The organism is Pseudomonas sp. BF-B-15, from assembly GCF_019946675.1.
Taxonomy (GTDB): Bacteria; Pseudomonadota; Gammaproteobacteria; order Pseudomonadales; family Pseudomonadaceae; genus Aquipseudomonas; species Aquipseudomonas migulae.
Window position 1 is genome coordinate 1 of record NZ_JAGYFZ010000083.1, and the last position, 26,994, is coordinate 26,994.

Sequence of the window (26,994 nt, forward strand, 5' to 3'; positions counted from 1 at the left end):
CCTACAAGGGGTGTGTTGTCAGTCAGACGCGGAATTGATCCATCAGGCTCTGCTGCTGATTCGCCAGGCTATTCAGCGACTGGCTCACCCGCGCCGACTCATTCGCCTGCCCCGACAGCGACTCGGTCACGTCCCGGATCGTCGCCACGTTGTTGTTGATCTCTTCCGCCACCGCGCTTTGCTCTTCCGCCGCTGAGGCAATCTGCAGGTTCATGTCGCTGATCACCGTTACTGCGTCGCCGATCTGGCGCAACGCCGTGACGGCCTGGCTGACCTGCTCGACACTGCCCTGAGCCTGGCGATGGCTGTTGTTCATCGACCCCACCACATCCTGCGTGCCGTTCTGCAACTGCTCGATCACCAGACGGGTTTCTTCAACCGACTCCTGCGTACGCCGCGCCAGGTTGCGCACTTCGTCGGCGACCACCGCAAAACCGCGTCCGGCCTCACCGGCACGAGCCGCTTCGATCGCGGCGTTGAGGGCCAGCAGGTTGGTCTGCTCGGCGATGGCGCGGATCACTTCCAGTACCGAACCGATTTTCTCGCTGTTGGCCGCCAAGCCTTCGACCTGCACCATCGCTGCGCTCATGTCGGCGGCGAGGTTGTCGATGCTGGTGGTGGTCTGGTCGATCACGGTCAAGCCACGGCGGGTGGCGTGATCGGCATCGCGCGCTGCTTGTGCCGCTTGTGCCGCGCTGCGGGCAACGTCCTGGGCGGTGGCGCTCATTTCGTGGGAAGCGGTCGCCACCTGATCGACCTGACGGTATTGCTGTTCCATGCCGGCGCTGGTCTGCGTGGCGATGGCAGAAGACTGGTCCGCCGTGCTGCGCGCGTCCTGTACCGAGCGTTTCACCTCGGCGATGATCGGCTGCAACTTGTCGAGGAAACGGTTGAACCAGCCGGCCAACTGGCCCAGTTCATCCTTTTTGTCATAGGCCAGGCGCCGGGTCAGGTCGCCTTCGCCGCTGGCGATGTCTTCGAGCATGTGCGCCACACCCAGAATCGGTTTGGTCACGCTGCGCGCCATCAGCCACACCAGCAACAGGCCGATCAACGCGGCCAGCACGCCGAGGCCGAGTTCGACCAGTGTGCCGGCGGTATTGCTTTCATCGAGTTGTTTTTTCAGGGTTTCGGCGGGGCCGACCAGGACTTTTTCCGGCACGTCGAGCAACACGCCCCACGATTTGCCGTCGGGGATCGGCTGGAACGGCGACAGCACTTTCAACTGCTGGTTGCTGTGCAGGCTGGCGGTTTTGCTGCTGGCGGCGAGCAGGCGGATCAGTTCGGTGCCGTTGGTTTTATCCACAGCGTCCAGGCGCTGGGCGAGTTTGCTGGCGTCCGGGCTGTAGCCGGCGAGCAAACCGGCCGGGCTGATGATGCTGACGTTGGTCTGGCCGTCATAAAGCTTCTTGCTCGCGCCCTGGCTGACTGCTTGCAGGCTGTTGAGGTTGATGTCCACCGACAGCGAGGCGATGACTTTGCCATTGACCATCAGCGGGAACACGATGCTGGTCATCAGCACGTTCTGGCCGTCGATCACATAGAAGTAGGGTTCGATCACGCAGGGCTTGAGCGAGGTGCGCGGGCAGGTGAACCAGGCGTTGGCGGGTTCACCGCTGGGGCCGGTGCTGGTGTCGGCCATGTCGCTTTCGGGCAGCGCCATCGACGTCACCTTGCCGGGGGTCGGTTGCGACCAGTACAGCGCGAAACGGCCCTTGTCGTTGCTGCCCAGCTCAGCCTGGCCGGCGAACAGTTCGTCCTTGCCGTCCAGCGCATTGGCTTCGAACACCAGCGACAGGCCGAGCAATTCCGGGTTGGCTTGCAACGCAGACTTGACCTGGCGGGTCAGGTCTTCACGCAGGTCGAAGGCATCGAGAAAGCGCTTTTCGGCCTGATCGCGCAGGAACAACACCTGACGGGAAAAGCCGTGGCCATATTGATAGGCATCCATGAACTGCTGGCGAATGTTCAGCGCCTGGTTTTCGCCCTGGGACTCGATCCGGGCCTGGGCGGCTTCAGTGAGCATCTCCATGCTCGAGGCTTTCACCAGCTCGGAACTGTGCTCCATGCGATACAGCGAAAGACCTACCAGCAAGGTCACGATACCGGCGAGGCAAAGCCCGGCCAGCAGGGTGATTTTCCATTGAATGGAAAGTTGTCTGAGCGACATGGAGACGTCCTTATTCGATAAATATCTGAGACTTTGCACTGTAACGGCCGAAAATCCGCATTCTTTACGCCGTCCGACGAAATGGAATCATTATCACGAATCCTGTAGGAGCCAGCTTGCTGGCGATGGCGTCCGTCCAGTCAATAACGGGTGGACTGAACCACCGCCATCGCCGGCAAGCCGGCTCCTACAGGGGGCGATGTCGTTTTGGAAAGGGAGGGCCTAGCTTGCGTTCGGGTCTCGCGGCTTTGACAAGGCGGTGATGGTCCGGCACAGTGCGCGCCCTCTAATAAAACCCATTCCTTATCCCGCTGGCGGCTCTTCGCAGACTGCCGGCCGGGCTCATTTCGCTTGCCTTGAGGTAACGATGATTAATGCTGTAATTGCCGCGGTCGGCATCATGCTGATTCTCAGCCTGTCCCGCGTGCACGTGGTGATCGCGCTGATTATCGGCGCGCTGGTGGGTGGTTTGACCGGTGGCCTGGGCATCGACGCCACCTTGAAAGCCTTCAACAGCGGCCTCGGCGGCGGGGCGACAGTGGCCTTGTCTTACGCCTTGCTCGGCGCCTTCGCGGTGGCGATTGCCAAGTCCGGCCTGGCCCATGCGCTGGCCGACAAAGCCCTGGCCATGGTTGACCGCCAGCACGCCAACGGTGGCGGTTCTGTGAAGTGGCTGCTGATCGGCCTGCTGTGGGTGGTGGCCATCGCTTCACAGAATATTCTGCCGATACATATCGCTTTTATTCCGTTGCTGGTGCCGCCGCTGTTGTATGTGCTGACCAAGCTGCAACTGGATCGGCGGTTGATCGCCTGCGTCATGACCTTTGGTCTGATCACCCCGTACATGTTCCTGCCCGTGGGCTTCGGCAACATCTTCCTCAATGAAATCCTGCTGGCCAACGTGGCCCGCAGCGGTGTCGATATCAGCGGCATCAACGTCACCCATGCCATGGGCATTCCGGCGCTGGGCATGGTGGTGGGGCTTGCGGCAGCCTTTATCAGCTACCGCAAGAAGCGCGTCTACGACCTGGAAAAGATCGAACAGGTCGAGCAGGTCGCGGTGCAGTACAACCCGCTGAGCCTGATGGTTGCGGGTGTGGCGATTGCGGCGGCGTTCATTATTCAGTTGTTGCTGGACTCGATGATTATCGGTGCACTGGCAGGCTTTTTGATCTTCTCGGTGTCGGGCATCGTGAAGTGGCGCGACACCGATGACCTGTTCACCGAAGGCATGAAGATGATGGCGATGATCGGTTTCATCATGATCGCCGCCTCGGGGTTTGCCGAAGTGATGAAAGCCACCGGTCAGGTGCAGACGCTGGTTGAAGCGTCGGCGTCGTGGATCGGCCACAGTAAAGGCATCGGTGCGCTGCTGATGCTGCTGGTCGGTCTGCTGGTGACCATGGGCATCGGTTCGTCGTTTTCCACCGTGCCGATTCTGGCGGCGATTTTCGTGCCGCTGTGCGTGCAACTGGGGTTCAGCCCGATCGCCATCGTCTGCATCGTCGGCACCGCCGGCGCGCTGGGTGACGCCGGTTCGCCTGCTTCCGACTCGACGCTCGGCCCGACCTCCGGCCTGAACATCGACGGTCAGCACCACCACATCTGGGACACCGTGGTCCCGACCTTCCTGCATTACAACCTGCCGCTGCTGGCGTTCGGCTGGGTGGCCGCGATGGTTCTCTGATTCCAACCTGCCCGGTGATGGTGCCTGTGAAAACGCCATCGCCAGCAAGCCGGCTCCTACAGGTCAGAGGTGTCGGTAGGGTCAGCGTTGATCGCGCAATCTGTAGGAGCCGGCTTGCTGGCGATGGCAATTTCAAATACGCCATCGCCGGCAAGCCGGACTCCTACAGTTTTGCGTTGGCGTGCCGTTAAAGCCTTTAACCACGCCAATAAAACCAAAAGAGTGAACCGTCATGCGCATGAGCCTGAAGGCTAAAGTCCTGTCCCTTGCCGTCCTCCCGGTGTTGCTCTTTGCGCTGGTTATCAGCCTGACCACGTTGTTCGTTCTGCAGGAACAGGCCCGCAAGGAAGTCGAGGAGACGCGTCAGCGCCTGCTCAGCGACGCCAAGGCCACCCTGCAAAGTTACGTCGCCGTGGCCATGACCGCGATCAAACCGCTCTACGAGGCCGCCGCCCCTGGCGATGACGCGGCGCGGGCCCAGGTGATCAAATTGCTGTCGAGCATCAGCTACGGCAAGGACGGCTACTTCTTCGGCTACGACTCCAACACCGTGCGCCTGTTCAAGGCCAACAGCCCCGAAGGCGTGGGCCAAAGCTTCAAGGACAACCGCGACCCGAACGGCGTCTACGTCAACCGCGATCTGGTGAAAGTCGCCAAAGACGGCACTCACTACCTGCAATACAGCTCGCCATTGCCTGGCAACACTCAGGTGCTGGTACCAAAACTCGGCTACACCGAATACCTGCCGAAGTGGGACATGGCGGTCGGCACCTCGGTCAACCTCGACGGTATCGAAGCGCAGGTGGCCGTGGTCGAAGCCAAGGTTCAAGACCGGATGGAAGGCGTGTTGCTGAGCATCATCGGCATCGCCGCCGTCGTGCTGTTGCTGATTGCCGCCGCCGGCATGCTGCTGGCCAACACCATTCTGCGTCCGCTGAACCTGATGAAAGCCAACCTCGACGACATCGCGGCGGGCGAGGGCGACCTGACCCGGCGCCTGACCATCACCAGCCAGGATGAACTCGGCCAACTCGCCGGCTCGTTCAACCGGTTCGTCGACAAGATCCACGGCCTGGTGCGCCAGATCACCGAAATGACCTCGCAATTGACCGGGCTGGTGAACCAGGTCTCCGATCAGGCCCAGCGTTCGGATCAGGCGATGGAGCGTCAACGTCACGAGACCGATCAGGTGGCCACGGCGATCAACGAAATGTCGGCCGCCGCGCAAGAAGTGGCGAAAAGTGCACAAAACGCCGCAGTGGCGGCGCAGCAGACCGACGAAGAAGGTCAGACGGCCAAGCGTGTGGTGGCCGGCAGCATCGTCAAGATCCATGCGTTGGTCGACGATATTCGCAGCAGCGGCGTGTCCCTCGACAGCCTGCAGAAGGACGTGTCATCGATTGTCAGCGTGCTCGGGGTGATCCGTTCGATTGCCGAGCAGACCAACCTGTTGGCGCTCAACGCCGCCATTGAAGCGGCCCGTGCCGGTGAGGCCGGTCGCGGTTTTGCGGTGGTGGCCGACGAAGTCCGTGCGCTGGCCAGCCGCACGCAAATCAGCACCCAGGAAATCCAGGGCATGATCGACCGCTTGCAGGCCGGCACTCAGTCGGCGGTGGAAGCGATGCGCCGCTCCAGCGAGGCCGGCGACGGCACGTCCATGCAGGCCAACGAAGCGGGTGCTTCGCTGGACACCATGGCTCAACTGATCGGCACCATCAACTCGATGAACGCGCAGATCGCCAGCGCCGCCGAGGAGCAGACCGCCGTGGCCGAAGAGATCAACCGCAGCGTGCATCAGATCGCGGTGGCCGTGGACAACGTGGCCGGCGAAACCCAACTCGGCGCCCAGACGTCCCGCAGCCTGGCTGATCTTGGCCAGCGCCTCGGCACTCTGGTCGGCCAGTTCCGCATCTGACCCCCACACCTTGTAGGAGCCGGCTTGCCGGCGATGGCGACATGTCAGCCAACATCGATGTCGACTGACACAACACCCCTTTGTAGGAGCCGGCTTGCTGGCGATAGCGGTATGTCAGTCAACATTGAAGTCGACTGACACAACACCCCTTTGTAGGAGCCGGCTTGCCGGCGATAGCGGTGTGTCAGGCGCCATCAATGTTGACTGACGCGCCGCCATCGCCGGCAAGCCGGCTCCTACAGGTTGTGCTGTCAATGTTACGGCCTGTCCCAATACGGCACAGCCCCAAAGCATTCGACATAGAAATCAATCACCGTCCTTACCTTCACCGACAACCGCCGGCTCCCGGGCCAGAGCACGGCGATCTGTTGCGGCTCAAGGCTGTTGGACACCTGATATTCCCCCAGCACCGGCACCAGCGTGCCGTTGCGCACCGCTTCACCAATCAGCCACGACGGAAACATCACCAGGCCCAGGCCTTGTTCGGCGGCCTGTGTGAGGGTGTCGGCGTGGTTGCCGGTGATCGGTCCCTTCACCGAGTAGGGCCTCCAGTCCTGCTGACCCTGGCGGAAAAACCAGCGTTGCTGGCCGGCTACGCCTTTGTAGGCCAGGCATTGATGCGCCGCGAGGTCTTCGGGATGCAACGGTGTGCCATGGCGTTTCAAGTACGCCGGGCTCGCTGCCACTTGAAAGCGTTGCGGCGCCAGAATCCGCGCCTGCATGCTCGAATCGTGCAGCGGGCCGATGCGAAACAGCAGGTCGGCACCCTCCTGTAACGGTGCGACGTAGCTGTCGGTCTGCTGGATATCCAGCTGCAATTTCGGGTAGCGCTCGCACAGTTGCCCCAGCCAGGGCGTCAGGTGCCGCTGGCCAAACACCACCGGCGCGTTGATCCGCACCAGCCCGCTCGGCTCGCTTTGTTGTTCCTGCAACGCCTGTTCGGCTTCCTCCAACTGCACCAGTACCAATCGCGCATGGTCGCCGAGCAAGCGTCCGGCTTCCGTCGGCGTGACCGCGCGGGTATGGCGGTAAAGCAATTGCTGGCTCAGCGCCTGTTCCATCAACTGGATCTGCCGGGAAATCGACGACGGCGCCAGGCCTTCGCGGCGGGCGACTTCAGAGAAGCTGCCGTGGTCGAGTACGGCGACAAACAGCCGAAGTGCCTTGAAACCCAATTCGTGGAGGCCGTGCATGAAAAATCCTGCTGTGCGAGTTGCGCAAAAGTGTTGTCAGGATGCTCCCATTTATCGCACAGCAGCGCCAGCCGATAATGCGCGCCAATCACACCGACAACACAAATCCCGTGTAGGAGCCGGCTTGCCGGCGATAGCAATCTCGAGGACGCCATCGCCGGCAAGCCGGCTCCTACAGGGATCGCGTGTTGATCGATAACACAGGAGTTCCCAATGCAATCTTCTTCAATCGATATCGCTGTCACACCGGCAACCAAACCCGGGTTGCGGCTTTTGCTGCTGCCTTTGGTGATCCTGGCCGGTATGGGCCTGTCCGTGGAGGCCGGTCTGCTCGGGCCGCTGGGGGTTCAGGTCGGTCACTTGTGGGCGACGTTGAGCATCTTCGGCGTCGGCTCGGCGATCCTGTTTTTCCTGCTGTTGCTAAGCGGCCCGCAAAAGGGGCCGGCCTTCAGCGACCTGCCGCGCTGGCAGTTGATCGGCGGTTTTCTCGGGCCGATCTACGTGGTGGTGCTGACCCTGGCCACGCCGTACATCGGCATTGCGATGACGATGATCGCGATCCTGTCCGGGCAGGTCGGTAAAAGCGTGCTGATCGACCACTTCGGCTGGTTCGGCGCCACTCGTAAAAAGGTCAACGGTGAACGTTGGCTGGCCTTGCTGCTGATTGTGGCGGCACTTGTTCTGATTGCGCGGGGTTAATGATGAATCTGATTATTTTGTTGGCGGTGGTCGTGGCTGCCGGTGCGGTGTTGAGTGTTCAGGCCGCCATCAATGGGCGTCTGGGCGAAACGGTCGGTGTGCTGCGCAGCAGTTTGTTGACGTTCGTGGTGGGTGCGGTGAGCACCGGGTTGCTGATCCTGTTTTTCGAGCCGGCCCATGCCGTGAGCCTGTTGGACGTGCCGAAATGGCAGCTCAGCGGCGCGCTGTTCGGCGTGGTGTACATGATGGTGATGGTGGGGGCGGTGCCACGGGTGGGTACGGCGGTGGCGACGGTCGCGGTGATCGTCGGGCAGCTGGGCATGGGGATGCTGATCGATAACTTCGGCTGGCTGGGCAACCCGCAGATTGAGCTGTCCGGCAGCCGGATACTGGCGATGGTGTTGCTCGGGTTGGCGCTGGTGTTCATGTATCGCAGCAATACCCGCCAGGCCTGACCGCTTTCGCTTTCCTGTAGGAGCGAGGCTTGCCCGCGAAGCAGATGCCGCGATCTAAACAGTTGCATCGCGTTATCGTTCTTCGCGGGCAAGCCTCGCTCCAACAGGTTTGGGCTGCGTCGTCTGTGGCAACTTCTACACTGGTGAGACGGGTTGCACCCCGACGACCACCACCTCAGGAGTCAGACTCATGATCGATAGCGAAAGCAAATGCGACTGCAAGAAATGCAACTGCAAACTGGGCCAGCATCCGATCGCACGTCACGGCAAGCACTACTGCTGCGAAGCCTGCGCCAAACACCATGAACACGGTGAAGAATGCGTGCACAAAGACTGCAAGTGCGCCCAACACTGACTGTGTAGGAGCAAGCTTGCTGGCGATGCAGGCGTCGAGGTTCTTCAGGCTGACCGCGTTATCGTTCATCGCGAGCAAGCTTGCTCCTACAGAAAACCGTCGTTAGCTTGCTGGCCGCCAAGTGACATTTTCCACGCCGAATTTTTCCGCCATCGGCTTGCTGGTCTTTTGCACTTTCTCCCTTCCAAAGCGCGGGATCCGGCCCACGCCGGCGTCGCAACTCGCCCAATGCCAAGCCTGCGCATTGTCCATTTTGTCCAGGCGAATGATGAAAGACTTTGGGACGCCATGAAGGGTGTATTCAATGACGAAAAGTTTTGCGTTATTCATAAAGCCCGTATTCCTCCCTGTGGTAATAGAAGGATCGTCGGCGGTACGGAAAATTCATTCGGATTGTCAGACGGCTGCGGCCAGTGGCGATGAGGCCTGCGGCTGGTTACCATGGATTTTCTGAAAACCCCCGATGAATGCTGACCATGGCCCTTGCCGCGCCCCCCGACCTGAGTGACACCGATGTGCCCGTGCAACCGCTGGCGCGCACCTATCCGCGCGGGCTGTTCATCGAGCCCCACGAGCATGTCTGGGGCCAGTTGTTGTATGCGATGAGCGGGGTGATGTGGGTCGAAACGCCGCATGAGGCGCTGGTGGTGCCGCCGCAACGGGCGGTGTGGTTGCCGCCGGGCGTGCCTCACGGCATTCGCGTGGTCTCGGACCTGCAGATGCGCAACATCTACCTGCGTCCGGCATTGGCGGCGACGCTGGACGACACGGTCCAGGTGATCGAAGTGGGCGGGTTGCTGCGTGAACTCATCGTCGGGCTGGTGGAGCAGGGCGACGACGGCGCGCCGGAGTATTACGAGGCGCTGGTCGGGCTGGCACTGCTGGAACTGCGGCGAGCCAGGCGTTCGCTGTTGAAAATCCCGTTGCCGGATGATTCCGACCGGCGCCTGATGAACCTGTGTCAGGCCGTCATGGCCGCGCCATCGCTGGACGTTTCCTTCGAACAACACGCGCAAAACGCCGGGGCCAGCGTGCGCACCCTGGCGCGGCTGTTCAAGGACGGTCTGGGCATGGGCTTCGCCGAGTGGCGGCGACAAGTGCAACTGGCGACTGCAGTCGCGGAGCTGATCCAGGGGGCGCCGGTCAGTGCGATTGCCCGGGAGCTGGGCTACTCGCCGAGCAGCTTCAGCGACATGTTCCGTCGGGAACTGGGTGTCGCGCCCTCGCAGTTCTGCACGAACCTGTAGGAGCCAGCTTGCTGGCGATAGCATCCTCAAATTTTGCATCGCCCTCACGTCAGCTATCGCCAGCAAGCTGGCTCCTACAGGTTATTGCGGGTGGTTTGGCCGGAATTCAGAAGCACTTGGCCGATGCTCGCGGATGCCGGCCTTTAGACTTTGGGCATCCCTCAATTGCCCACGGAGTCTGCCATGAGCTACCTCATCTCGCTGGTCATCGGTCTGGGCGTCGGTTTGCTTTACGGCGCGCTGGATTTTCGTTCCCCCGCACCACCGGCCATCGCGCTGGTGGGCCTGCTGGGCATGCTCGCCGGTGAAAAGTTGTGGCCCATGGGGCGGCAACTGGTCACTGGCTGGATCTCCTGAATTCCCTTTCCCCTGTTGGATGGACACTCCCATGAAAGCATTGCAGTTCGACAAAACCGGCGACCTTTCGGCCCTGCGCTATGTCGAGGTTCCGACCCCCGTGCCCGGCGCCGATGAAGTGCTGGTGCAAATCAAGGCCGCCGGCCTCAATCCCAGTGATGTGAAGAATGTGCTGGGGCGTTTTCCCTACACCACGTTGCCACGCATTCCCGGGCGTGATTTTGCGGGTGTAGTCGTCGAAGGCCCGCAGGCGCTGATCGGTCAGGAAGTGTGGGGCACCGGCCGTGAACTGGGCTTTTTCGCCGACGGCTCCCATGCGCAATTCGTCAAGCTGCCGGCCAATGGCGTGGCGCGCAAACCGACGCACCTGAGTTTTGCCCAGGCCGCCAGCCTCGGCGTGCCTTACACCACGGCGTGGGATGCGCTGGAGCGCAGCCTGGTGAACGCACAAACGCGGTTATTGGTGATCGGTGGCGGGGCGGTCGGCAGTGCTGCGCTGGCGCTGGCCAAGGTGCGTGGCGCCCAGGTGCTGGCGGCGGCGCGCCGGCCGGAGCAGGTCAAGGACTTGCAGGCCCAGGGGTATCAGACGTTGCAGCTGGATAAACCCGAGGATTTGGGCGCGCAGGTGAATGCGGTCTACACCGGCGGCGCCGACGTGATTTTTGACACCACCGGGTTCTGGCTACCGGCCTCCGTCCCCGCGCTGGCCGCGTTCGGTCGCATCGCGATCATCGCCGCGCCGGTGGATGGCCAGGTGCAATTGCCGGCCCTGGCGCTGTATCGCAAGGGCGGTTCGGTGGTGGGGATCAACTCGTTGCTGTACGGCGTGCAAGCGTGCGCGGCGATGCTCGATCAGTTCGGCCGGTTCTTCGACCAGGACCTGTTGCCGTTGCCACAAGGGTTGTTCGAATCGCCACTGGCCGAAGGGCTGGAACGTTACGCCGAAGTGAATCAGGGCAGTGGCGACAAAGTCATCCTGCTGCCGTAACCCATCCCTGTAGGAGCCGGCTTGCTGGCGATGCAGACACCTCGGTCTTCCTGTTGCACCGAGTTGCCTGAATCGCCAGCAAGCCGGCTCCTACAGGTCGTTCGCGGGTCGAACAGCGCGACCAGCCCTTATGTCGGGCAGGTTTCCCGGCCGTTATCCAGGCCTTGCTTGTAGCTGTGGCTCTGCAGGCTGGCCTTGCCGTTGTGCCAGGTCAGGGTGAGTACATACAGCGAATCGTAGTCGCTGGATTCCCAGTCATCGGTGATGTTCTGTTTCTTGCCGACCGCTTCGCCGGCGACCTTGTTAATCAGCTCGGGCAGGTAGCCGTGGGACCACGCGGTGTAGATCACTGAGTTGTGGTACTTGTCATGCAGCAGTTCGTCGGCGAGGTCACTGGTGTCGTTGGCCGAGAAGTTGATGTTCACCGGCAAACCGAGCTTGATGGCGCTGGGGCTGATGGTCATCAGGGGGCGAATGTAGCTGTAGGAATTATCCAGCTCGCCTTCCTCGACATTGCGCGTCGGGTTGGCTGCAAACACGTAGTTGGCCTTGCCGAATTTTTCCGGGAGCAGGGTGGCCAGGTCGATGGCGCGGTTCAGGCCCTGGCAATTGAGCTGGCCGAGGCCGCCGGCGGGTTTTTCCGCGTGGCGCAGGAAAACCAGCGTCTGGGTGCCGTCAGCCGGCTGGGCGCGGCTTTCACGGACTTCCAGCGACAGGAACAGCGCACTGATTGCCAACAGGGAGGGCAGCACAATATAAGCGCGATGTTTGAAGCGTTGGACCAATTTCATAAGGTTCATCATGGAATAAGGGTTTCTTCAGCGCATTCGGTTAAGGCTGACAAACCTTTACACCACGCGCTCCCAGCGTCGGGTGTTTTCCATGTCGATGATCCGGTCCGTTTCCGAAAGGGCAACACTCAGAGTCCACTGAGGCCCGTTTGGTTCGATTCCGGCGGCATGCGCAGCAATGTACCGATAACCATGAACGGGTTGGAGCAGAGGTTATCGACAGGATGTTGCGGATTTATGGACACAGTACACGGGGCGGTCGCAGGAGAAGACTGCAATCCATTGATCTTGGTAATCATCAATATCGATACGCCGTACGTCGCAGCCTGCGGCCACTCACACTATGATCGTGCCTCTCAATCTCTTCGTGGATCCATGCGATGACCGATCTGTCTGCTTTCCCTATCACCCAAAAATGGCCAGCCCAATACCCTGAGTGGATTCAGCTCTACTCGTTGCCGACCCCCAACGGCGTCAAGGTGTCGATCATGCTCGAAGAGATCGGCCTGCCCTACGAGCCGCATCGCGTGGGCTTCGACACCAGCGACCAGCTGTCGCCCGAGTTTCTGTCGCTGAACCCCAACAACAAGATCCCGGCGATCCTCGACCCCCACGGGCCGGACGACCTGCCGCTGCCGTTGTTCGAGTCCGGGGCGATTCTGATTTACCTCGCCGACAAGAGCGGGCAGTTGCTGGCCCAGGAATCGGCTGCGCGTTACGAGACGATCCAGTGGTTGATGTTTCAGATGGGTGGTATCGGGCCGATGTTCGGCCAGCTCGGTTTTTTCAACAAATTCGCCGGCAAGGACTACGAAGACAAACGCCCTCGTGATCGCTATGTCGAGGAAAGTAAACGTTTGTTAAAAGTCCTTGATGGACGTTTGCAGGGGCGTGACTGGATCATGGGCGAGCGCTACACCATCGCCGACATCGCGACATTCCCGTGGGTGCGCAACCTGATCGGCTTCTATGAGGCGGGCGATCTGGTGGGCATCAAGGATTTCCCGAACGTGACGCGGGTGCTGGAGCGCTTCCTGGCGCGGCCGGCGGTGATGCGCGGGCTGGAAATTCCCAAGTAAGACCTTTCGAATCCACCAAGACCAAGGCAGGCCATGCACGCATTCGATTTCAAGCAAGTAGATGTCTTCAGCCGCGTTGCGCTCAAGGGCAATCCGTTGGCCGTGGTGTTCGGCGCCGATGAGCTCAGCGATGAGCGCATGGCGGCGTTCGCCACCTGGACCAATCTCAGTGAAACCACGTTCATCCTCGCCCCGCAGGACCCTCGGGCCGATTATCGGGTGCGGATTTTCACCACCCTGAACGAGTTGCCGTTCGCCGGTCACCCGACCCTCGGCACCTGCCATGCCTGGCTCGAAGCCGGTGGCGTGCCCAAGGGCGAGGAGATCATTCAGGAATGCGGCGTGGGCCTGGTGCGGGTGCGCCGGCAAGGCGCGGAACTGGCCTTTCTCGCACCGCCACTGCTCAAGACCGGGCCGGTGCAGGCGGATCTGGTGGAGCGCGTGCGACGCGGGCTCCGACTGGAACCGGGCGCCATCGTGCGGGCGCAGTGGGTCGATAACGGCGCGGGTTGGCTGGCGGTGATGGTCGAGGATCGCCAGCAGGTGCTGGACCTGCAACCGGACCATACGCAGATGCTCGGCCTCGCGGTCGGCGTGATTGCGCCGTGGCATCCCGAGCGTGACGGCGATGACGCACAGTTCGAAGTGCGGGCGTTCATTTCCGGCGACGGCATGCCGGAAGATCCCGCCACCGGCAGCCTGAATGCCGGCATCGCCCAATGGCTGCTCAGCGAAGGGCTGGCGCCGGCGTCTTATGTGGTGAGTCAGGGCCTGACCATGGGACGGGCCGGGCGCATTCAGGTCGATCAGGTGGGCGATGAGATCTGGATTGGTGGTTCCGTGGTGACCTGTATCTCCGGAACCCTGACGCTGTAAACCTGTGGGAGCGAGCCTGCTCGCGATGGAGTGTCAGTCACCATCAATGTAGCTGATACACCATCGCCGGCAAGCCGGTCTCGCTCCCACAGGGTTTTGTGGTGGATGCGGGGATTGTTGCTGCAGCGGTAACGGTTTTTACTCCGCTGAGGTTTGTGCCCGGCGGCGAACTGGGCATAAGCTTTCGCCCCCTTACGACTTTCGTCTCGTCCCCCGATTTTTCAGGAAACCCCATGTCCAGTCAGTTCCCCGAAGCACGTCCACGCCGTCTGCGCCGCAATGCGAGCCTGCGCAGCCTGTTCCAGGAAACCGAATTCAGCTTGAACGATCTGGTGCTGCCGATTTTCGTCGAGGAAGAAATCGACGACTTCGTGCCGATCAAAAGCATGCCCGGTGTGATGCGGATTCCGGAGTCGAAACTGGCCGGCGAGATCGAGCGCTATGCCCGTGCGGGGATCAAGTCGGTGATGACCTTCGGCGTGTCCCATCATCTGGACAGCAGCGGCAGCGACACCTGGAGCGACAATGGCCTGGTCTCGCGCATGGCGCGCATCGCCAAGGACGCGGTGCCGGAGATGATCGTGATGTCCGACACCTGCTTCTGCGAATACACCGACCACGGTCACTGCGGCGTGTTGCACAACCACGAAGTCGACAACGACCAGACCCTGATCAACCTCGGCAAACAAGCCGTCGCGGCAGCCCGTGCCGGTGCCGATGTGATCGCGCCGTCGGCGGCCATGGACGGGCAGGTCCAGGCGATTCGCCGGGCGCTGGATGGCGCCGGTTTCACCCAGACCGCGATCATGGCCTATTCGACCAAATTCGCCTCGGCGCTCTACGGCCCGTTCCGCGAAGCCGGCGGCAGCGCACTCAAGGGCGACCGCAAAAGCTATCAAATGAACCCGATGAACCGCCGCGAAGCGGTGCGTGAGTCGTTGATGGACGAGCAGGAAGGCGCCGACGCGCTGATGGTCAAGCCGGCCGGCGCGTACCTGGACATCATCCGCGACATTCGCGAGGTTTCGCGCCTGCCGCTGTCGGCGTACCAGGTGAGCGGCGAGTACGCGATGATCAAGTTCGGCGCACAGGCCGGGGCCATCGATGAGGACCGCGTGGTGCGCGAGAGTCTCGGCGCGATCAAACGGGCGGGGGCGGATTTGATCTTCACCTACTTCGCGATGGACCTGGCCCTGGCCGGGATCTAAAAAACACACAAAATCTGTAGGAGCCAGCTTACTGGCGAAGCGGTGGGTCAGTCACCCGAGACGCTGGAGGGGCCGGCCTCATCGCGAGCAAGCTTGCTCCTACAGGATGTGCGGCGCGCTCAGGCCCCAAAATACGGCCGTATCCCGCGATCCCGGAAGTACCGTTCGATCACCTTCGGATCCGAGCACGACTCGGCCACCGCCACGTAGGTATCCGGCCGCAACAAATAAAACCCGTTGCGCCCAAGGCCGGATGTTTCAAACGCCGGTCGCCAGTCAAACACATGCAACGGCAAGTGATGTTCATTGCACCAGGCAATCATTTCGTCGCTGGTGTCGCCGTACACATGCACCTGCCAGTTCGGGCACTTCAGCGGCCCGAAATTATCCCCTTCACCATCATGCGCCCACGGCAAGCGGTCACCTCCGTGAACGTGCCCGGCGACGCCGGTGCTCAATGGCATTCCACGATAATTGAGGGTGATCTGCGACACCGTACGAAACAGGAATTCCCGGGAGGCCTCGAACGAAGCCATTTTCGGCAACAGGAACGGCGCCAGACGAGTACGCAGCAAATCCGCCATGCGTCCTTCGGCGGTGACAAAACTGAACACCCGGTCGGTGGTGGCGACCAGTTTGCGGGCAAAGGCGATGCGCTCGGTTTCATACGTGTCGAGCAGATGCGGGGCAGCACCGCCGCTCAACACGGCCGCGAGTTTCCAGGCGAGGTTGATGGCATCGCCGATGCCGGTGTTCATGCCCTGGCCGCCCGCCGGGCTGTGGACATGGGCCGCGTCGCCCAATAGAAACGCGCGACCGCTGCGAAAGTGATCGGCCACCCGATGATGCACACGGTAGGTCGAGAACCAGTTCACCTGCTCGATCTGCACTTTCAAGTGTTCGATGGCGCGGGTGCTGACGTCTTCGAATCGCAGGGTTTCCACATGCTCGGCGCGTTCGTCGCGAACGGTGCCGATCAACCGCGCGCGACCTTCGCCGGCGAGGGGAAACACCGCGAGAAAGTCTGCTTCATCGAGGTCCAGGTGCAGCTCGCCATTGAGCGCCGGCCCGCTGGCCTGTACGTCGGCCACGTAGAAAATCTGCTGGTAGGTGCCGCCGGGAAATCCGGTATCGAGGGTTTTGCGCACCCGCGAGCGGGCACCGTCGCAACCGGCGAGGTAACAGGCTTGACAGGTTTCCTCTTGACCATCGGGCAGGCGCAGCCGCGCGGTGATGCCATCGCCGGTTTCTTCGAAACTCTCCAGCTCGGTGTTGCGCTCGACCCGTATGCCAAAGGTTTCCAGGCGTTCAATCAGCAATTGTTCATGCTCGTCCTGGGGAAATATTTCCAGGAACGCGTAGGGCGTCAGGCCCTCGCCAATCCGGCCCAACGGCAAGCGCGCCACGGGTTCGCCCTTGACCCAGAAGTTGGCCGCCGCCACGCGATGCCCTTTGTGTATCACGGCTTCGTTGAGGTCGAGCTGGCGATACAGTTCCAGTGTGCGTGCCTGCACGGCCAACGCCCGTGAAGTGGTGCCGGGGGCCGAGGTCTTGTCGATAATCCGCACGCGGATCCCCAGTTTGCTCAGCCACAGCGCGAGCACCAGACCGGTGGGACCGGCGCCGATGATCAGTACGTCGCTACGGTTCATGCGCCTGTTCTCCCCTGGCGTCTTGGCTCAAGTATGGTCCAGCCGAAGAGGGCCGTCAGACAGCCCGCCCAACGGAAAAAGACCCTGTAGGAGCCGGCTTGCTGGCAATGAACGATAACGCGCTCATCTTGATGCACCTCGGTGCTCCCATCGCCAGCAAGCCGGCTCTCACCGTTCAGTGTGTCTGTGCAGGGAACAGTGTGTCGCCGGCACAGTCATAGCCTGCGCCATGCGATTGATCGTATGGTTAACCCGGTTCAACGGATCTGATGGAGCGCCATGCAAGCCAATCGATTGATCACGAGCGTCGCGGCGCTGTTGGTGCTGGCCGGTTGCGGGACTCAGCGCACCCAGGAAGCCCCGGCCCGCACACCCAAGGAGGTCAAGGCCGAGATCGTGCGCCTGCTGCCGGCGAAAACCGTTGATCGCCAAGGCTGGGCCACGGACATCTACGCGGCGTTTGCTGCGCAGAACATTTATCCCTCGACACAAAATCTGTGTTCCGTGCTGGCAGTCACCGAGCAGGAGTCGACCTTTCAGTCGGACCCGCCGGTGCCGGGCCTGGGCAAGATCGCCCGAGAGGAAATCGACCGCCGTGCCGCCAAAGCCCACATCCCCGGCCTGCTGGTGAGTGGTGCGCTGCAAATACGTTCCAGCACCGGCAAAAGCTACAGCGACCGATTGAATGCTGCGCGCAGTGAAAAGGAATTGAGCGCGATCTTCGATGATTTCATCGGCAGGGTGCCCATGGGCCGCACGCTGTTCGGTGGTTTCAATCCGGTGCACACCGGTGGGCCGATGCAGGTCAGCATCGACTTCGCCGAGCAACAGGCGCGGGGTTATCCGTACCCGGTGGACGGCTCGATTCGGCATGAAGTGTTCAGCCGTCGCGGCGGTATGTATTTCGGCATCGCCCACTTGCTCGGTTATCCGGTGAGCTACAAGCAGCCGCTGTACCGCTTCGCCGATTTCAACGCCGGTTGGTACGCCAGTCGAAACGCCGCGTTTCAGAACGCGGTGAGCCGTGCTTCGGGGATTCCTCTGGCGCTGGACGGTGATCTGGTGCGCTACGACTCGATCATGCCCGGCACTACGGAACTGGCCGTGCGCACCCTCGGCAAGCAACTGGGCATGCGCAATCCGACGATTCGGGATCAACTGGAGAAGGGCAAAAGCTTCGAGTTCGAGGACAGCACGTTGTATCAGCGGGTTTTCGAATTGGCCGAGAAGGCCGAAGGCCGTTCATTGCCGCGAGCGGTATTGCCGGGGATTGCGTTGCAGAGCCCGAAAATCACCCGAAAACTCACCACGGCTTGGTTTGCCAAGCGGGTCGACGAGCGTTATCAGCGCTGCATGGCGCTGGCGGGGAAGTGACCGGTCTCAAAAAATGCATAAAAAAACCCGGCGGGTGAGGCCGGGTTTTTTGTCGAGTGTTGCTGCAAAGCCATTCATTCATACAGCGCGGCTTTCGATCAGACGGTCGGAACCACCTTCGGCAACGCGGTTTTCAATCAGGCGGTCAGAACCACCTTCGGCAACGCGGCTTTCGATCAGGCGGTCGGAACCACCTTCGGCAACGCGGTTTTCGATCAGACGGTCAGAACCACCTTCGGCAACGCGGCTTTCGATCAGACGGTCAGAACCACCTTCGGCAACGCGGTTTTCGATCAGGCGGTCAGAACCACCTTCGGCGACGCGGTTTTCGATCAGACGGTCGGAACCACCTTCGGCCACACGATTTTCGATCAAACGATCCGAACCACCCTCAGCCACACGGCTTTCAATCAACCGATCCGAGCCGCCTTCAGCGACAACCGGGTGAGCGGACGAAGCGGCAAAAGCGTTAACTGCAAAAACCGAGAAAGCGATGCTGAGGAAGAGTTGGCGTTTCATGGTGGTGTGCTCCGGGGTGTAGTTGTTTGGTATGGAGCTGATGGTACGCCGCACAATTTTTATGAGAACTTCATTGACGTGATGGTGAACATCGACGGCAGTGATGGAACAGCTGAATCCCCGTGCGTAGGCGTGATGGTTCAGTTGTCGGCAGGCGGAGCGCGGTTGACGCCCGGCTCAGGTCCGACGCCGAACAAACTTGCGCCACAACCAGACCCACAGCATGAACAGCGGGAACGCGAGGATCAGGAAGGGCAGGGCGTAACTGGTTTTTTCCAGTGCATCGGCGGCGCCTTCGGCCAGGTTGTCGAGCAAGTTGCTGAACGCCTGGCTCAAGTGTGACGAGCGACTGCTGGCGCCGGTCGGCAGGAACGACAACGTGACCCGATTGGTGTCCAGACGCCGCTGGTGCCCGGCGGCAATCTGCGCCAGGGCTTGCAGATCGTTTTCGATCCCGGCCTGCTCTTTGCTCAGGGTGATCAGATCGGTGACGCTGATGTCTTTGCGGGTCGCCAGTTCATCCAGGCGTTGCTGCTGAGCCTTGAGTCGTTCCTGGCGTCGGCGGGTGTCGTCCACGGCATCGGCGAGGTCTTCGGCGCTGGTGATCCGCTGACCCAGTTCGCCACCCTCGGCAGCCATCGCCACCAACGGCTCGACGCCGGCAGGGGCAATGCGCAGGGTGATGTCGGCGCGGCCGGCGCCTTGCTCGATGCGCAAGACGTTGCAGGCGCCGAAGCGTGCGGTTTCGCACGCCTCACGGGTGGCCTGCAAACGCGGGGCGATTTCTGCCTGGGGCAGCAACAGCTGCAATTCGTGTTCATAGGCGAGCATGGCCCCGCCACGCCCTTGTTCACCGGCTAGACTGGCCGATGACGAGTGGTCGCTTGGCGAGCAGGCACTTAGCGCCAGGCAGGCCAGAATGAAACCGACGGTACGAAAAAGTGCGGCGCGTTGGCCATCCTGTTGGCGCATGTTCTTTCCTTGAAGTGTGCTGCGGGGGTATTGGAAGAGTGCCCCGGGGTCGCGCATCTTACCTGCATCGATCCGCCAGATGGCAGGGAACGTGACCTTTGCCCGCTCGTCTACCGACTACCTGTTCGTCTCGCCAGGAGCGCGATATGTATCAGCTATACGGACACCAGAACTCCGGCGCCGCCGCCATCGAAGCTGCGTTGGAGCTGTGCGAGATTCCTTACCGCTTCATCGACGTCGAGTTATCCACCGAGGCGGCCCACGCGTTGGAGAAGATCAACCCGCTGAAGCAGATTCCGACCCTGCAACTGCCTGACGGCAGCGTTCTCACCGAAAGTGCGGCGATCTTGATTCATCTCGGGTTGACGTTTCCCAAGTCGAAACTGCTGCCGAAAGACGCCGCCGAGCGCGATCAGGCGATCCGGGGGCTGGTGTACATCGTCACCAATTGTTATGCGGCGATCGGCATCATCGATTACCCCGAGCGCTGGTTGCTCGTGGCGGACAAACCCTCGCGGGACAACCTCATGGCCGGTGCTCGCGAACGGTTGCACTGGAGTTGGGAGGTGTTTGCCGATCAGTTCTCGGGTGAGTTGTACCTGGGCGATGAGACGCCCGGCGCGCTGGATGTATTGGCGGCGGTGATCTCGCGGTGGGCGGGCACCCGGGAGCATTTGCGCAGTGCCCGGCCCGGTTTTTCCGCCTGGCTTGAGCGAATCGACCGGCACCCGACGTTGGCACCGGTCTTTGCGCGGCATTGGCCGTCCTGAACACCACAATCCCCTGTAGGAGCGAGGCTTGCCCGCGAAGGCGTTGGGTCAGGCGACACGTTCATTGACTGAGTCGGCGCTTTCGCGGGCAAGTCGGATCGCCGCACCGCTCGCTCCTACAGGGCTCGCATTACTCGCCGCGAATGTACTGCTCCAGCTGGCGGATCAGTTCTGCCTGCTCCGCGATCGCTTCCTTGACCAGGTCGCCGATCGACAGCAAGCCGATCAACTTGCCGTTCTCCACCACCGGCAGGTGGCGCAGGCGCCTGTCGGACATGATGCCCAGGCACGTATCGACGGTTTGATGGGTGTCCACGGTGATGACGGGCGACACCATGATGTCGCGCACCGGCGTGCCCACGGAAGAGCGGCCATGCAGCACCAGTTTGCGCGCGTAATCACGTTCACTGATGATGCCCAGCACTTCGTCATTCTCTACCACCAGCAAGGCACCGACGTTCTTCTCGGCCATCTTCATCAGTGCTTCGAGCACCATGTGATCGGGTTTGATCTGGTGCACTTCCTGATTTTTCTGATCTTTCAACTTGAGCAGTTGGGCGACGGTTTTCATGGTGGCTTCTCGGGTGTTGTCGTTGTTCTTGAAGAATCGTAGACCCGAGCGCCGAGGGCAAGGCAGAAAACGGCAGATAACGCGCAAAAAACGTCATTCAGCCGTTTTTCTTCGATAAACCTCACATTTTCGAACACACCACCGACCTTGTAGGAGCCGGCTTGCCGGCGATAGCGTTGTGTCAGGCGACCTATTTATCGTTAGAACGGGCGCTATCGCCGGCAAGCCAGCTCCTACAAGGGTTCATTCCAATCCAGGCGTTCGCTGTTATCCCCCGCAATGCCGCGTAGAATTGCGCTCTGAATCGGATGTGAGGTTGCAGTGGTGGATTTACAGCGGGGCTTCGTCCTGACCCGGCATTGGCGCGATACCCCGGCCGGTACGGAAGTCGAGTTCTGGCTGGCGACCGACACCGGTCCCCAGCGTATTCGCCTGCCGCATCAACCGTCGGTGGCGTTCATCCCCGCCGAGCAGCGCGAGCAGGCTGAGCAGGTGCTGCACGGCGAAAAAAACGTCGAGCTCAAACCCCTGGCCCTGCTGGATTTCGAGCATCGCCCGGTGCTCGGCCTGTATTGCCAGCAACACGGTCAGCTGATGCGCCTGGAAACCGCGCTGCGCAAGGCTGGCGTCGAGATGTTCGAGGCCGACGTACGCCCCCCGGAACGCTACATGATGGAGCGCTTCATCACCGCGCCGGTGATCTTCGGTGGCACACCCGATGCCGAAGGCCTGCTGCTCGACGCGCAGATGAAACCCGATCCCGACTATCGACCGACGCTCAGGCTGGTGTCCCTGGACATCGAAACCACCGCTCAGGGCGATCTGTATTCCATCGCGCTGGAAGGCTGCGGCGAGCGTCAGGTGTACATGCTCGGCCCGCCCAACGGCGACGACAGCAAGGTCGACTTCCAGCTCGAGTATTGCGAGTCGCGCACCCTGCTGCTGAAAAAGCTCAACGAATGGTTCGCCCGGCACGACCCTGACGCAATCATTGGCTGGAACGTCGTGCAGTTCGATTTGCGCGTGCTTCACGAACACGCCCGACGCCTGGCGGTGCCGCTGAAACTGGGGCGCGGCGGTGAGGAAATGCAGTGGCGCGAGCACGGCAGCCGCAACCATTACTTCGCCTCGGCCGCCGGGCGATTGATCATCGACGGCATCGAATCCCTGCGTTCGGCGACCTGGAGTTTTCCATCGTTCAGCCTGGAAAACGTCGCGCAAACCCTGCTCGGCGAGGGCAAGTCGATCAGCACACCGTACCAGCGCATGGACGAAATCAACCGCATGTTCGCCGAGGACAAACCGGCCCTCGCCACTTACAACCTCAAGGACTGCGAACTGGTCACGCGGATTTTCGCCAAGACCCAATTGCTCACTTTCCTGCTGGAGCGGGCCAGCGTGACCGGTTTGCCGGCGGATCGCAGCGGTGGTTCGGTGGCGGCCTTCACGCACCTGTACATGCCGCTGATGCACCGCCAGGGTTTCGTTGCGCCCAACCTCGGCAGCAAACCTGCACAGGCCAGCCCCGGCGGATTTGTCATGGACTCGCAGCCGGGCCTGTACGAATCGGTGCTGGTGCTCGACTACAAAAGCCTCTATCCATCGATCATCCGCACCTTCCTCATCGACCCGGTGGGCCTGATCGAAGGGCTCAAGCATCCCGAGGACAGCGAGTCTGTGCCCGGTTTTCGCGGGGCGCGTTTTTCCAGAACCCGGCACTGCCTGCCGGCCATTGTCGCCCGGGTCGCCGAGGGCCGCGAAACCGCCAAGCGCGAACACAACGCGCCGTTGTCCCAGGCGCTGAAGATCATCATGAACGCCTTCTACGGCGTGCTCGGTTCCAGCGGTTGCCGTTTCTTCGATACGCGTCTGGCCTCGTCGATCACGTTGCGCGGGCATGAAATCATGCTGCGTACCCGCCAGTTGATCGAAGCCCAGGGGCACACAGTGATCTATGGCGATACCGACTCGACGTTTGTCTGGCTGCGCCGCGCCCACGGTCAGCAGGAAGCGGCGCAGATCGGCCACGCGCTGGTGGATCACGTCAACCAGTGGTGGCGCGTGCATGTGCAAGAGGAGTACGGGCTGCAGAGCGCATTGGAGTTACAGTTCGAAACCCACTACAAGCGCTTTCTGATGCCGACCATTCGCGGTGCGGAGGAGGGCAGCAAGAAGCGTTATGCCGGGCTGGTCACGCGTGACGACGGCACTGACGAGATGGTCTACAAGGGGCTGGAAACCGTGCGCACCGACTGGTCGCTGCTGGCCCGGCAATTCCAGCAAGAGCTGTACACACGGATCTTCCATCGCCAGCCCTATCAGGACTATGTCCGCGAGTACGTGCGCAAGACCCTGGCGGGCGAGTTCGATGATCGCCTGATCTACCGCAAGCGCTTGCGCCGGACCCTCGATGACTATGAGCGCAACGTGCCGCCACATGTCCGCGCGGCGCGGATCGCCGACGACTACAACGATCAGCAGGGCCGTCCGCGGCAATACCAGAACGGCGGCTGGATCAGCTACGTGATCACCGTCGCCGGGCCCGAGCCGCTGGAGATCCGCAGCGCGCCGATCGACTACGACCATTACGTCACCCGGCAGCTGCAACCGGTGGCGGATGCGATTCTGCCGTTCGTGGATGACGATTTCTCAACCCTGATTGGGGGGCAGTTGGGCCTGTTTTGAGTCCAGCAGCGATAATGTCCAGTCATCCGGAATCCCATGGAAGTGCCGCATCAGCGCTTGCTGGAACAGGCTGTCATCCGGGGCGAACTGCGCGAACAGGGTCATCGACGAGCGGAACTTCAGGTTGTCCGGATGGCCGAAAATTTCGATGATGGAGCGTTCCGGAATATCCAGCACCAACTGCGTGCAGGTGCGCAGCCGTGGGCCCAGCTGCGCATGCTTGAGGTACGCCGAAGCCTCCTCTCCCGAGTGAATGGCATATCGTTGCGACATTTCGCTGCCGCCCAGGCCGATGAATTGCGGAAAGATGAACCACATCCAGTGACTGCGCTTGCGGCCCGCAACGAGCTCGTTTTTCACCCGTTCGAATACCGGGTCCTGCGCCCGTAGAAAGCGTTGCAGATCAAAGACGTCGAGCTGATCGGTGCTTCTCATGAGAAGCCCTCTGACAGAACCGCGATGGCTCAGACCATGGCCAGTCGCTGTTTGCGGTGTGGCGCGTGAAACGCGTGGTCCAGCGCCTCCAGATCCCCGGCTACAAGCTTCAATTGCGCGGCATGCGCATTCAGTTGCACATGCTCAGGTCGGACCGCCTTGGGGATGGCAATGACTCCATCCTGCCGCAGAATCCATGCCAAGGCTACCTGGGCCGGTGTCGCCGCGTGACGGACGGCCACCTGCTTGAGTGTCGGGTGAGCGAGCAAACTCCCGCCCTGGCCGATGGGACAGTACGCCATCAATGGCTGACGATGCTGTTGGCTCCACGGCAGTAAATCAAATTCTATTCCACGCTCCTCAAGGTTGTAGAGCACTTGATTGGTGGCGCAGGCCGGGGAGGCCAGTTCTTGCAGGTCATCCACGTCGAAATTGGACACGCCCCAACGGCCGATCTTGCCGACCTCGCGCAGGCGTTCGAATGCCTCAACGGTTTCTTCAAGGGGGTACTGGCCGCGCCAGTGCAGCAGGTACAAATCAATGTAATCGGTGTTCAACCGCCGCAGGCTGCGTTCGCAGGCCTCGGGGATGCCCTTGCGGCTGGCGTTGTGCGGATACACCTTGCTGACCAGAAACACCTTGTCGCGCAGGCCGGCAATGGCTTCGCCGACGACTTTCTCGGCGCCCCCTTCGCCGTACATTTCCGCGGTATCGATCAAGGTCATGCCCAACTCGATGCCCAGGCGCAACGCGGCGACTTCCTCGCGGTGTCGAGCGCGATCTTCACCCATGCGCCAGGTGCCCTGGCCGATAACCGGTACGTTGATGCCGGCCAGTTCGAGAGTCCGCATGCAAAGCTCCTTGATGTCATTCGGTCGATACTTCGGTTGGCAGCAGAATAGCCCATGGGTTCCCCGGGCTGTAGGTGTCAACGATAACGCGGGCTGTCTGAATGAACGCGTCGCCCAGACGTTTTTCGCCGGCAAGCCGGCTCCTACAGGGATCGCGTGCGCTTTTGATTTCCACCACTCATCAGGCCGAGCGTTAGCTCGCCTTCCGCTTTTGATCTTGAGGTACACGCCCCCTCGAGAGGCCGCGCACGGCCAGGGATGGCCGATCGCGGCGGGCCCACGGAGCAGGACCGGAGCGAGGGCATGGCGAGCATTAGCGAGCCACCGAACGAAAGGGGCAAGAGCCCTTGGTTACTTGGGGCTCTTCCAAGTGACTCGCCGTAAGGGCGAAACCACGATCAGCCATCACCGAAACAATGGATATTCACCCAAGCGCCGATGCCCCCCAACGTCTTACCGAGCGGAGAATTTCAACACAGTACTCTGGGTATACGTCTTGCCCGGATCCAGTCGCGTAGACGGGAAGTTCGGCTGATTGGGCGCGTCCGGGTAATGCTGGGTTTCCAGAGTGAACGCGCTCCAGTGCGCGTAAGTCTTGCCGGCCTTGCCCTTGACCGAGCCATCAAGGAAGTTGCTGGTATAGAACTGCACGCCAGGCTCAGTGGTATAGAGCTGCAAACGACGCCCGGACTGCGGGTCGCTGACATCGGCAGCCAGTTTGCCGAGGTCCCCCTTGGCATCCAGCACCCAGTTGAAGTCGAAGCCACCCTGTTTCGGCTCAGCGAATTTCAGCTGCGGATGATCCGCCTTGATGTGTTTGCCAATGGCGGTGGGTTGGGTGAAGTCCATCGGCGTACCGGCCACCGGAGCCAGCTCGCCGGTAGGAATCAACTTACCGTTGACCGGCGTGTAGTGACTGGCGTGCAAGGTTGCGACCTGTTGCAACACGTCGCCGTTACCCGCGCCGGCCAGGTTGAAGTAGCTGTGATTGGTCAGGTTCAACACCGTCGGTTTGTCGGTGGAGGCCTTGTACTCAATGCGCAGCTCGTTGTTTTCGTTGAGGCTGTAGGTGACCTCGGTTGTCAGGTTGCCAGGAAAACCCATTTCGCCGTCCGCCGACAGGTATGTCAGCGTCACGCCCACTGAATCCTTGCCCTTCGCCGGTTTGGCTTTCCAGACATGTTTGTCAAAACCCTGCGGGCCGCCGTGCAGTGAATTCGAGCCGTCATTTTGCGGCACCTGAAAGCGCTTGCCATCGATTTCGAACGCACCGTTGGCCAGGCGATTACCGAAGCGCCCGATGGTCGCGCCGAAGTAGGCCTTGCCGCTCTGATAGCCCTGTACGTTGTCGAAGCCGAGCACCACGTCTTCGAGCTTGCCGTTTTTGTCCGGCACGGCAAGCGACTGCAGCGTCGCTCCGTAGGTGATCACGGTGGCCTGTATGCCGTGGCTGTTACGCAACACGTATTGTTCGACGGCTGTGCCGTCATTGGTTTTGCCGAAGGCTTTATGTTCGCTGGACAGACCATTGGCCTGGGCGGTGAGGGTGGCGATCATCAGGGACAGCCCAAGGGCGTAGTGCGGGTATCTGGAGTGAAGCATGGGTTACCTTCCTTTTTATTGTTTTTTAAAAGTAGTCATACTAAATGTCGATTATTAATTCGACAGGGAAGGATTTATAGCTGAATCGTGCGAAGTTGCAATTAAAAAGTATGACTAATTAGTTGTCCCCTTCACTTTGTTGGGAAAGGGCGGACTGCAGGTTCTGCACTTTTTCGCAATCCACGGCTCTACCCTTGGTCAGCCTGCGGCGATCCCCTCCGCCGGCCCATGCCCAAGTTCAAGCACCCATGGCCCGAGTTTTACCCCTCACCGCTGTGCACATCCGCCGCCATTGCCTGCTGCTCGCCGTGCTGTCGATGCTCATCACGACCGGTTGCAGTCAGCAGCAGGGCCGGGACATCGTCAGCCAGTTTCGTGAAGGCAGGCCCCAGGAATTCCTCCAGACCAGCGTCGACCGCATGGCCACCCTGGCGATGCGCGACAACCTCGACAGCCTTTACCTGCTGATGGGCAAGCTCTACCTGCGCAACCCGTAGGAGCTGAAGAAGTCCGGATTTCTCGACGCCCGCACCGCCGGCAAAC

At 61.2% G+C, this 26,994-nt stretch carries 25 protein-coding genes and 2 pseudogenes; 15 read left to right on the forward strand and 12 right to left on the reverse strand.

Going from position 1 to position 26,994, the window contains the following annotated elements:
• Nucleotides 1–22 precede the first annotated feature (22 nt).
• Nucleotides 23–778 carry a methyl-accepting chemotaxis protein gene (locus tag KGA97_RS29645; RefSeq protein WP_404943259.1) on the reverse strand — a complete coding sequence of 252 codons (756 nt, stop codon included), beginning with the start codon at nucleotides 776–778 and terminating at the stop codon, nucleotides 23–25.
• 102 nt (nucleotides 779–880) lie between these two features.
• A pseudogene (locus tag KGA97_RS29650) lies at nucleotides 881–2,170 on the reverse strand (HAMP domain-containing protein); the annotation flags it as partial.
• A 370-nt stretch (nucleotides 2,171–2,540) separates the two neighbouring features.
• On the opposite strand from KGA97_RS29650, the gene KGA97_RS22375 reads away from it, so the two are divergent.
• Together KGA97_RS22375 and KGA97_RS22380 are read left to right on the forward strand one after the other, a co-directional pair.
• Nucleotides 2,541–3,857 (forward strand): Na+/H+ antiporter family protein, encoded by a 1,317-nt coding sequence (locus KGA97_RS22375; RefSeq protein WP_162130708.1) that lies wholly within the window; start codon nucleotides 2,541–2,543, stop codon nucleotides 3,855–3,857.
• Nucleotides 3,858–4,089: 232 nt separating this feature from the next.
• A complete protein-coding gene (locus tag KGA97_RS22380; RefSeq protein WP_207286214.1) occupies nucleotides 4,090–5,772 on the forward strand; it encodes a methyl-accepting chemotaxis protein in 1,683 nt (560 codons plus the stop codon).
• 257 nt (nucleotides 5,773–6,029) lie between these two features.
• Here KGA97_RS22380 and KGA97_RS22385 read toward each other — a convergent pair whose 3' ends face one another.
• Nucleotides 6,030–6,965, reverse strand: coding sequence for a LysR family transcriptional regulator (locus KGA97_RS22385; protein ID WP_223481522.1), 936 nt, complete (start codon nucleotides 6,963–6,965; stop codon nucleotides 6,030–6,032).
• 213 nt (nucleotides 6,966–7,178) lie between these two features.
• On the opposite strand from KGA97_RS22385, the gene KGA97_RS22390 reads away from it, so the two are divergent.
• From KGA97_RS22390 to KGA97_RS22400, 3 genes are all read left to right on the forward strand, one after another.
• Nucleotides 7,179–7,664, forward strand: coding sequence for a DMT family transporter (locus KGA97_RS22390; protein ID WP_008035174.1), 486 nt, complete (start codon nucleotides 7,179–7,181; stop codon nucleotides 7,662–7,664).
• 2 nt (nucleotides 7,665–7,666) lie between these two features.
• A complete protein-coding gene (locus tag KGA97_RS22395) occupies nucleotides 7,667–8,119 on the forward strand; it encodes a DMT family transporter (RefSeq protein ID WP_192419822.1) in 453 nt (150 codons plus the stop codon).
• Nucleotides 8,120–8,309: 190 nt separating this feature from the next.
• The gene (locus KGA97_RS22400; RefSeq protein ID WP_192228929.1) at nucleotides 8,310–8,474 is read left to right on the forward strand and encodes a metallothionein; all 165 of its coding nucleotides are present in this window, start codon (nucleotides 8,310–8,312) and stop codon (nucleotides 8,472–8,474) included.
• A gap of 102 nt (nucleotides 8,475–8,576) precedes the next feature.
• Here the strand turns inward: KGA97_RS22400 and KGA97_RS22405 are convergent, their stop codons facing one another.
• Nucleotides 8,577–8,804 carry a DUF6555 family protein gene (locus KGA97_RS22405; RefSeq protein WP_008035177.1) on the reverse strand — a complete coding sequence of 76 codons (228 nt, stop codon included), beginning with the start codon at nucleotides 8,802–8,804 and terminating at the stop codon, nucleotides 8,577–8,579.
• 146 nt (nucleotides 8,805–8,950) lie between these two features.
• Between KGA97_RS22405 and KGA97_RS22410 the strand changes: the two genes are divergently transcribed.
• From KGA97_RS22410 to KGA97_RS22420, 3 genes are all read left to right on the forward strand, one after another.
• Entirely contained in the window at nucleotides 8,951–9,721 is a 771-nt protein-coding gene (locus KGA97_RS22410) for an AraC family transcriptional regulator (RefSeq protein ID WP_032832904.1), read from the forward strand.
• A 183-nt stretch (nucleotides 9,722–9,904) separates the two neighbouring features.
• Complete coding sequence (locus KGA97_RS22415) at nucleotides 9,905–10,078, forward strand: DUF1427 family protein (protein WP_008035179.1); 174 nt, start codon at nucleotides 9,905–9,907, stop codon at nucleotides 10,076–10,078.
• 31 nt (nucleotides 10,079–10,109) lie between these two features.
• Entirely contained in the window at nucleotides 10,110–11,066 is a 957-nt protein-coding gene (locus tag KGA97_RS22420; RefSeq protein ID WP_008045193.1) for a zinc-binding alcohol dehydrogenase family protein, read from the forward strand.
• Between the two features lie 128 nt (nucleotides 11,067–11,194).
• Here KGA97_RS22420 and KGA97_RS22425 read toward each other — a convergent pair whose 3' ends face one another.
• On the reverse strand, nucleotides 11,195–11,869 hold the full coding sequence (locus tag KGA97_RS22425; protein WP_008045195.1) for a hypothetical protein: 675 nt from the start codon (nucleotides 11,867–11,869) through the stop codon (nucleotides 11,195–11,197).
• 368 nt (nucleotides 11,870–12,237) lie between these two features.
• Here KGA97_RS22425 and KGA97_RS22430 point away from each other — a divergent pair, with 368 nt between their 5' ends.
• The 3 genes from KGA97_RS22430 to hemB all read left to right on the forward strand — a co-directional run bounded on the left by KGA97_RS22430 (nucleotide 12,238) and on the right by hemB (nucleotide 15,020).
• Nucleotides 12,238–12,936, forward strand: a complete 699-nt coding sequence (locus KGA97_RS22430) for a glutathione binding-like protein (protein WP_207286210.1) — start codon at nucleotides 12,238–12,240, stop codon at nucleotides 12,934–12,936.
• A gap of 33 nt (nucleotides 12,937–12,969) precedes the next feature.
• On the forward strand, nucleotides 12,970–13,812 hold the full coding sequence (locus KGA97_RS22435) for a PhzF family phenazine biosynthesis protein (protein ID WP_223481523.1): 843 nt from the start codon (nucleotides 12,970–12,972) through the stop codon (nucleotides 13,810–13,812).
• A 233-nt stretch (nucleotides 13,813–14,045) separates the two neighbouring features.
• Nucleotides 14,046–15,020 (forward strand): porphobilinogen synthase, encoded by a 975-nt coding sequence (gene hemB / locus KGA97_RS22440; protein ID WP_192419832.1) that lies wholly within the window; start codon nucleotides 14,046–14,048, stop codon nucleotides 15,018–15,020.
• Between the two features lie 119 nt (nucleotides 15,021–15,139).
• Here hemB and KGA97_RS22445 read toward each other — a convergent pair whose 3' ends face one another.
• Nucleotides 15,140–16,672: an FAD-dependent oxidoreductase gene (locus tag KGA97_RS22445; protein WP_008045202.1), complete on the reverse strand. Its 1,533-nt coding sequence runs from the start codon at nucleotides 16,670–16,672 to the stop codon at nucleotides 15,140–15,142.
• Between the two features lie 279 nt (nucleotides 16,673–16,951).
• Here KGA97_RS22445 and KGA97_RS22450 point away from each other — a divergent pair, with 279 nt between their 5' ends.
• Nucleotides 16,952–18,046: a DUF1615 domain-containing protein gene (locus tag KGA97_RS22450; RefSeq protein WP_223481524.1), complete on the forward strand. Its 1,095-nt coding sequence runs from the start codon at nucleotides 16,952–16,954 to the stop codon at nucleotides 18,044–18,046.
• A gap of 78 nt (nucleotides 18,047–18,124) precedes the next feature.
• Here KGA97_RS22450 and KGA97_RS22455 read toward each other — a convergent pair whose 3' ends face one another.
• Both KGA97_RS22455 and KGA97_RS22460 read right to left on the reverse strand, forming a co-directional pair.
• Nucleotides 18,125–18,565, reverse strand: a complete 441-nt coding sequence (locus tag KGA97_RS22455; RefSeq protein ID WP_223481525.1) for a phage infection protein — start codon at nucleotides 18,563–18,565, stop codon at nucleotides 18,125–18,127.
• 177 nt (nucleotides 18,566–18,742) lie between these two features.
• Nucleotides 18,743–19,537 (reverse strand): DUF4349 domain-containing protein, encoded by a 795-nt coding sequence (locus KGA97_RS22460; protein WP_207286206.1) that lies wholly within the window; start codon nucleotides 19,535–19,537, stop codon nucleotides 18,743–18,745.
• 146 nt (nucleotides 19,538–19,683) lie between these two features.
• Between KGA97_RS22460 and KGA97_RS22465 the strand changes: the two genes are divergently transcribed.
• Complete coding sequence (locus KGA97_RS22465) at nucleotides 19,684–20,307, forward strand: glutathione S-transferase (protein ID WP_008034499.1); 624 nt, start codon at nucleotides 19,684–19,686, stop codon at nucleotides 20,305–20,307.
• A gap of 130 nt (nucleotides 20,308–20,437) precedes the next feature.
• Here KGA97_RS22465 and KGA97_RS22470 read toward each other — a convergent pair whose 3' ends face one another.
• The gene (locus KGA97_RS22470; protein WP_007944798.1) at nucleotides 20,438–20,878 is read right to left on the reverse strand and encodes a CBS domain-containing protein; all 441 of its coding nucleotides are present in this window, start codon (nucleotides 20,876–20,878) and stop codon (nucleotides 20,438–20,440) included.
• Between the two features lie 324 nt (nucleotides 20,879–21,202).
• Here KGA97_RS22470 and KGA97_RS22475 point away from each other — a divergent pair, with 324 nt between their 5' ends.
• Nucleotides 21,203–23,563: a DNA polymerase II gene (locus tag KGA97_RS22475; RefSeq protein WP_223481526.1), complete on the forward strand. Its 2,361-nt coding sequence runs from the start codon at nucleotides 21,203–21,205 to the stop codon at nucleotides 23,561–23,563.
• Here the strand turns inward: KGA97_RS22475 and KGA97_RS22480 are convergent.
• From KGA97_RS22480 to KGA97_RS22490, 3 genes are all read right to left on the reverse strand, one after another.
• Nucleotides 23,528–23,998 carry a DUF1810 domain-containing protein gene (locus KGA97_RS22480; protein ID WP_008034513.1) on the reverse strand — a complete coding sequence of 157 codons (471 nt, stop codon included), beginning with the start codon at nucleotides 23,996–23,998 and terminating at the stop codon, nucleotides 23,528–23,530. The two genes, KGA97_RS22475 and KGA97_RS22480, sit on opposite strands and share 36 nt — an antisense overlap.
• Before the next feature lie 29 nt (nucleotides 23,999–24,027).
• A complete protein-coding gene (locus KGA97_RS22485; protein ID WP_223481527.1) occupies nucleotides 24,028–24,849 on the reverse strand; it encodes an aldo/keto reductase in 822 nt (273 codons plus the stop codon).
• Nucleotides 24,850–25,302: 453 nt separating this feature from the next.
• On the reverse strand, nucleotides 25,303–26,451 hold the full coding sequence (locus tag KGA97_RS22490; RefSeq protein WP_223481528.1) for an aldose epimerase family protein: 1,149 nt from the start codon (nucleotides 26,449–26,451) through the stop codon (nucleotides 25,303–25,305).
• Between the two features lie 248 nt (nucleotides 26,452–26,699).
• Between KGA97_RS22490 and KGA97_RS22495 the strand changes: the two are divergent.
• Nucleotides 26,700–26,945 (forward strand): annotated as a pseudogene (locus KGA97_RS22495) (hypothetical protein); the annotation flags it as partial.
• Nucleotides 26,946–26,994: the final 49 nt, after the last annotated feature.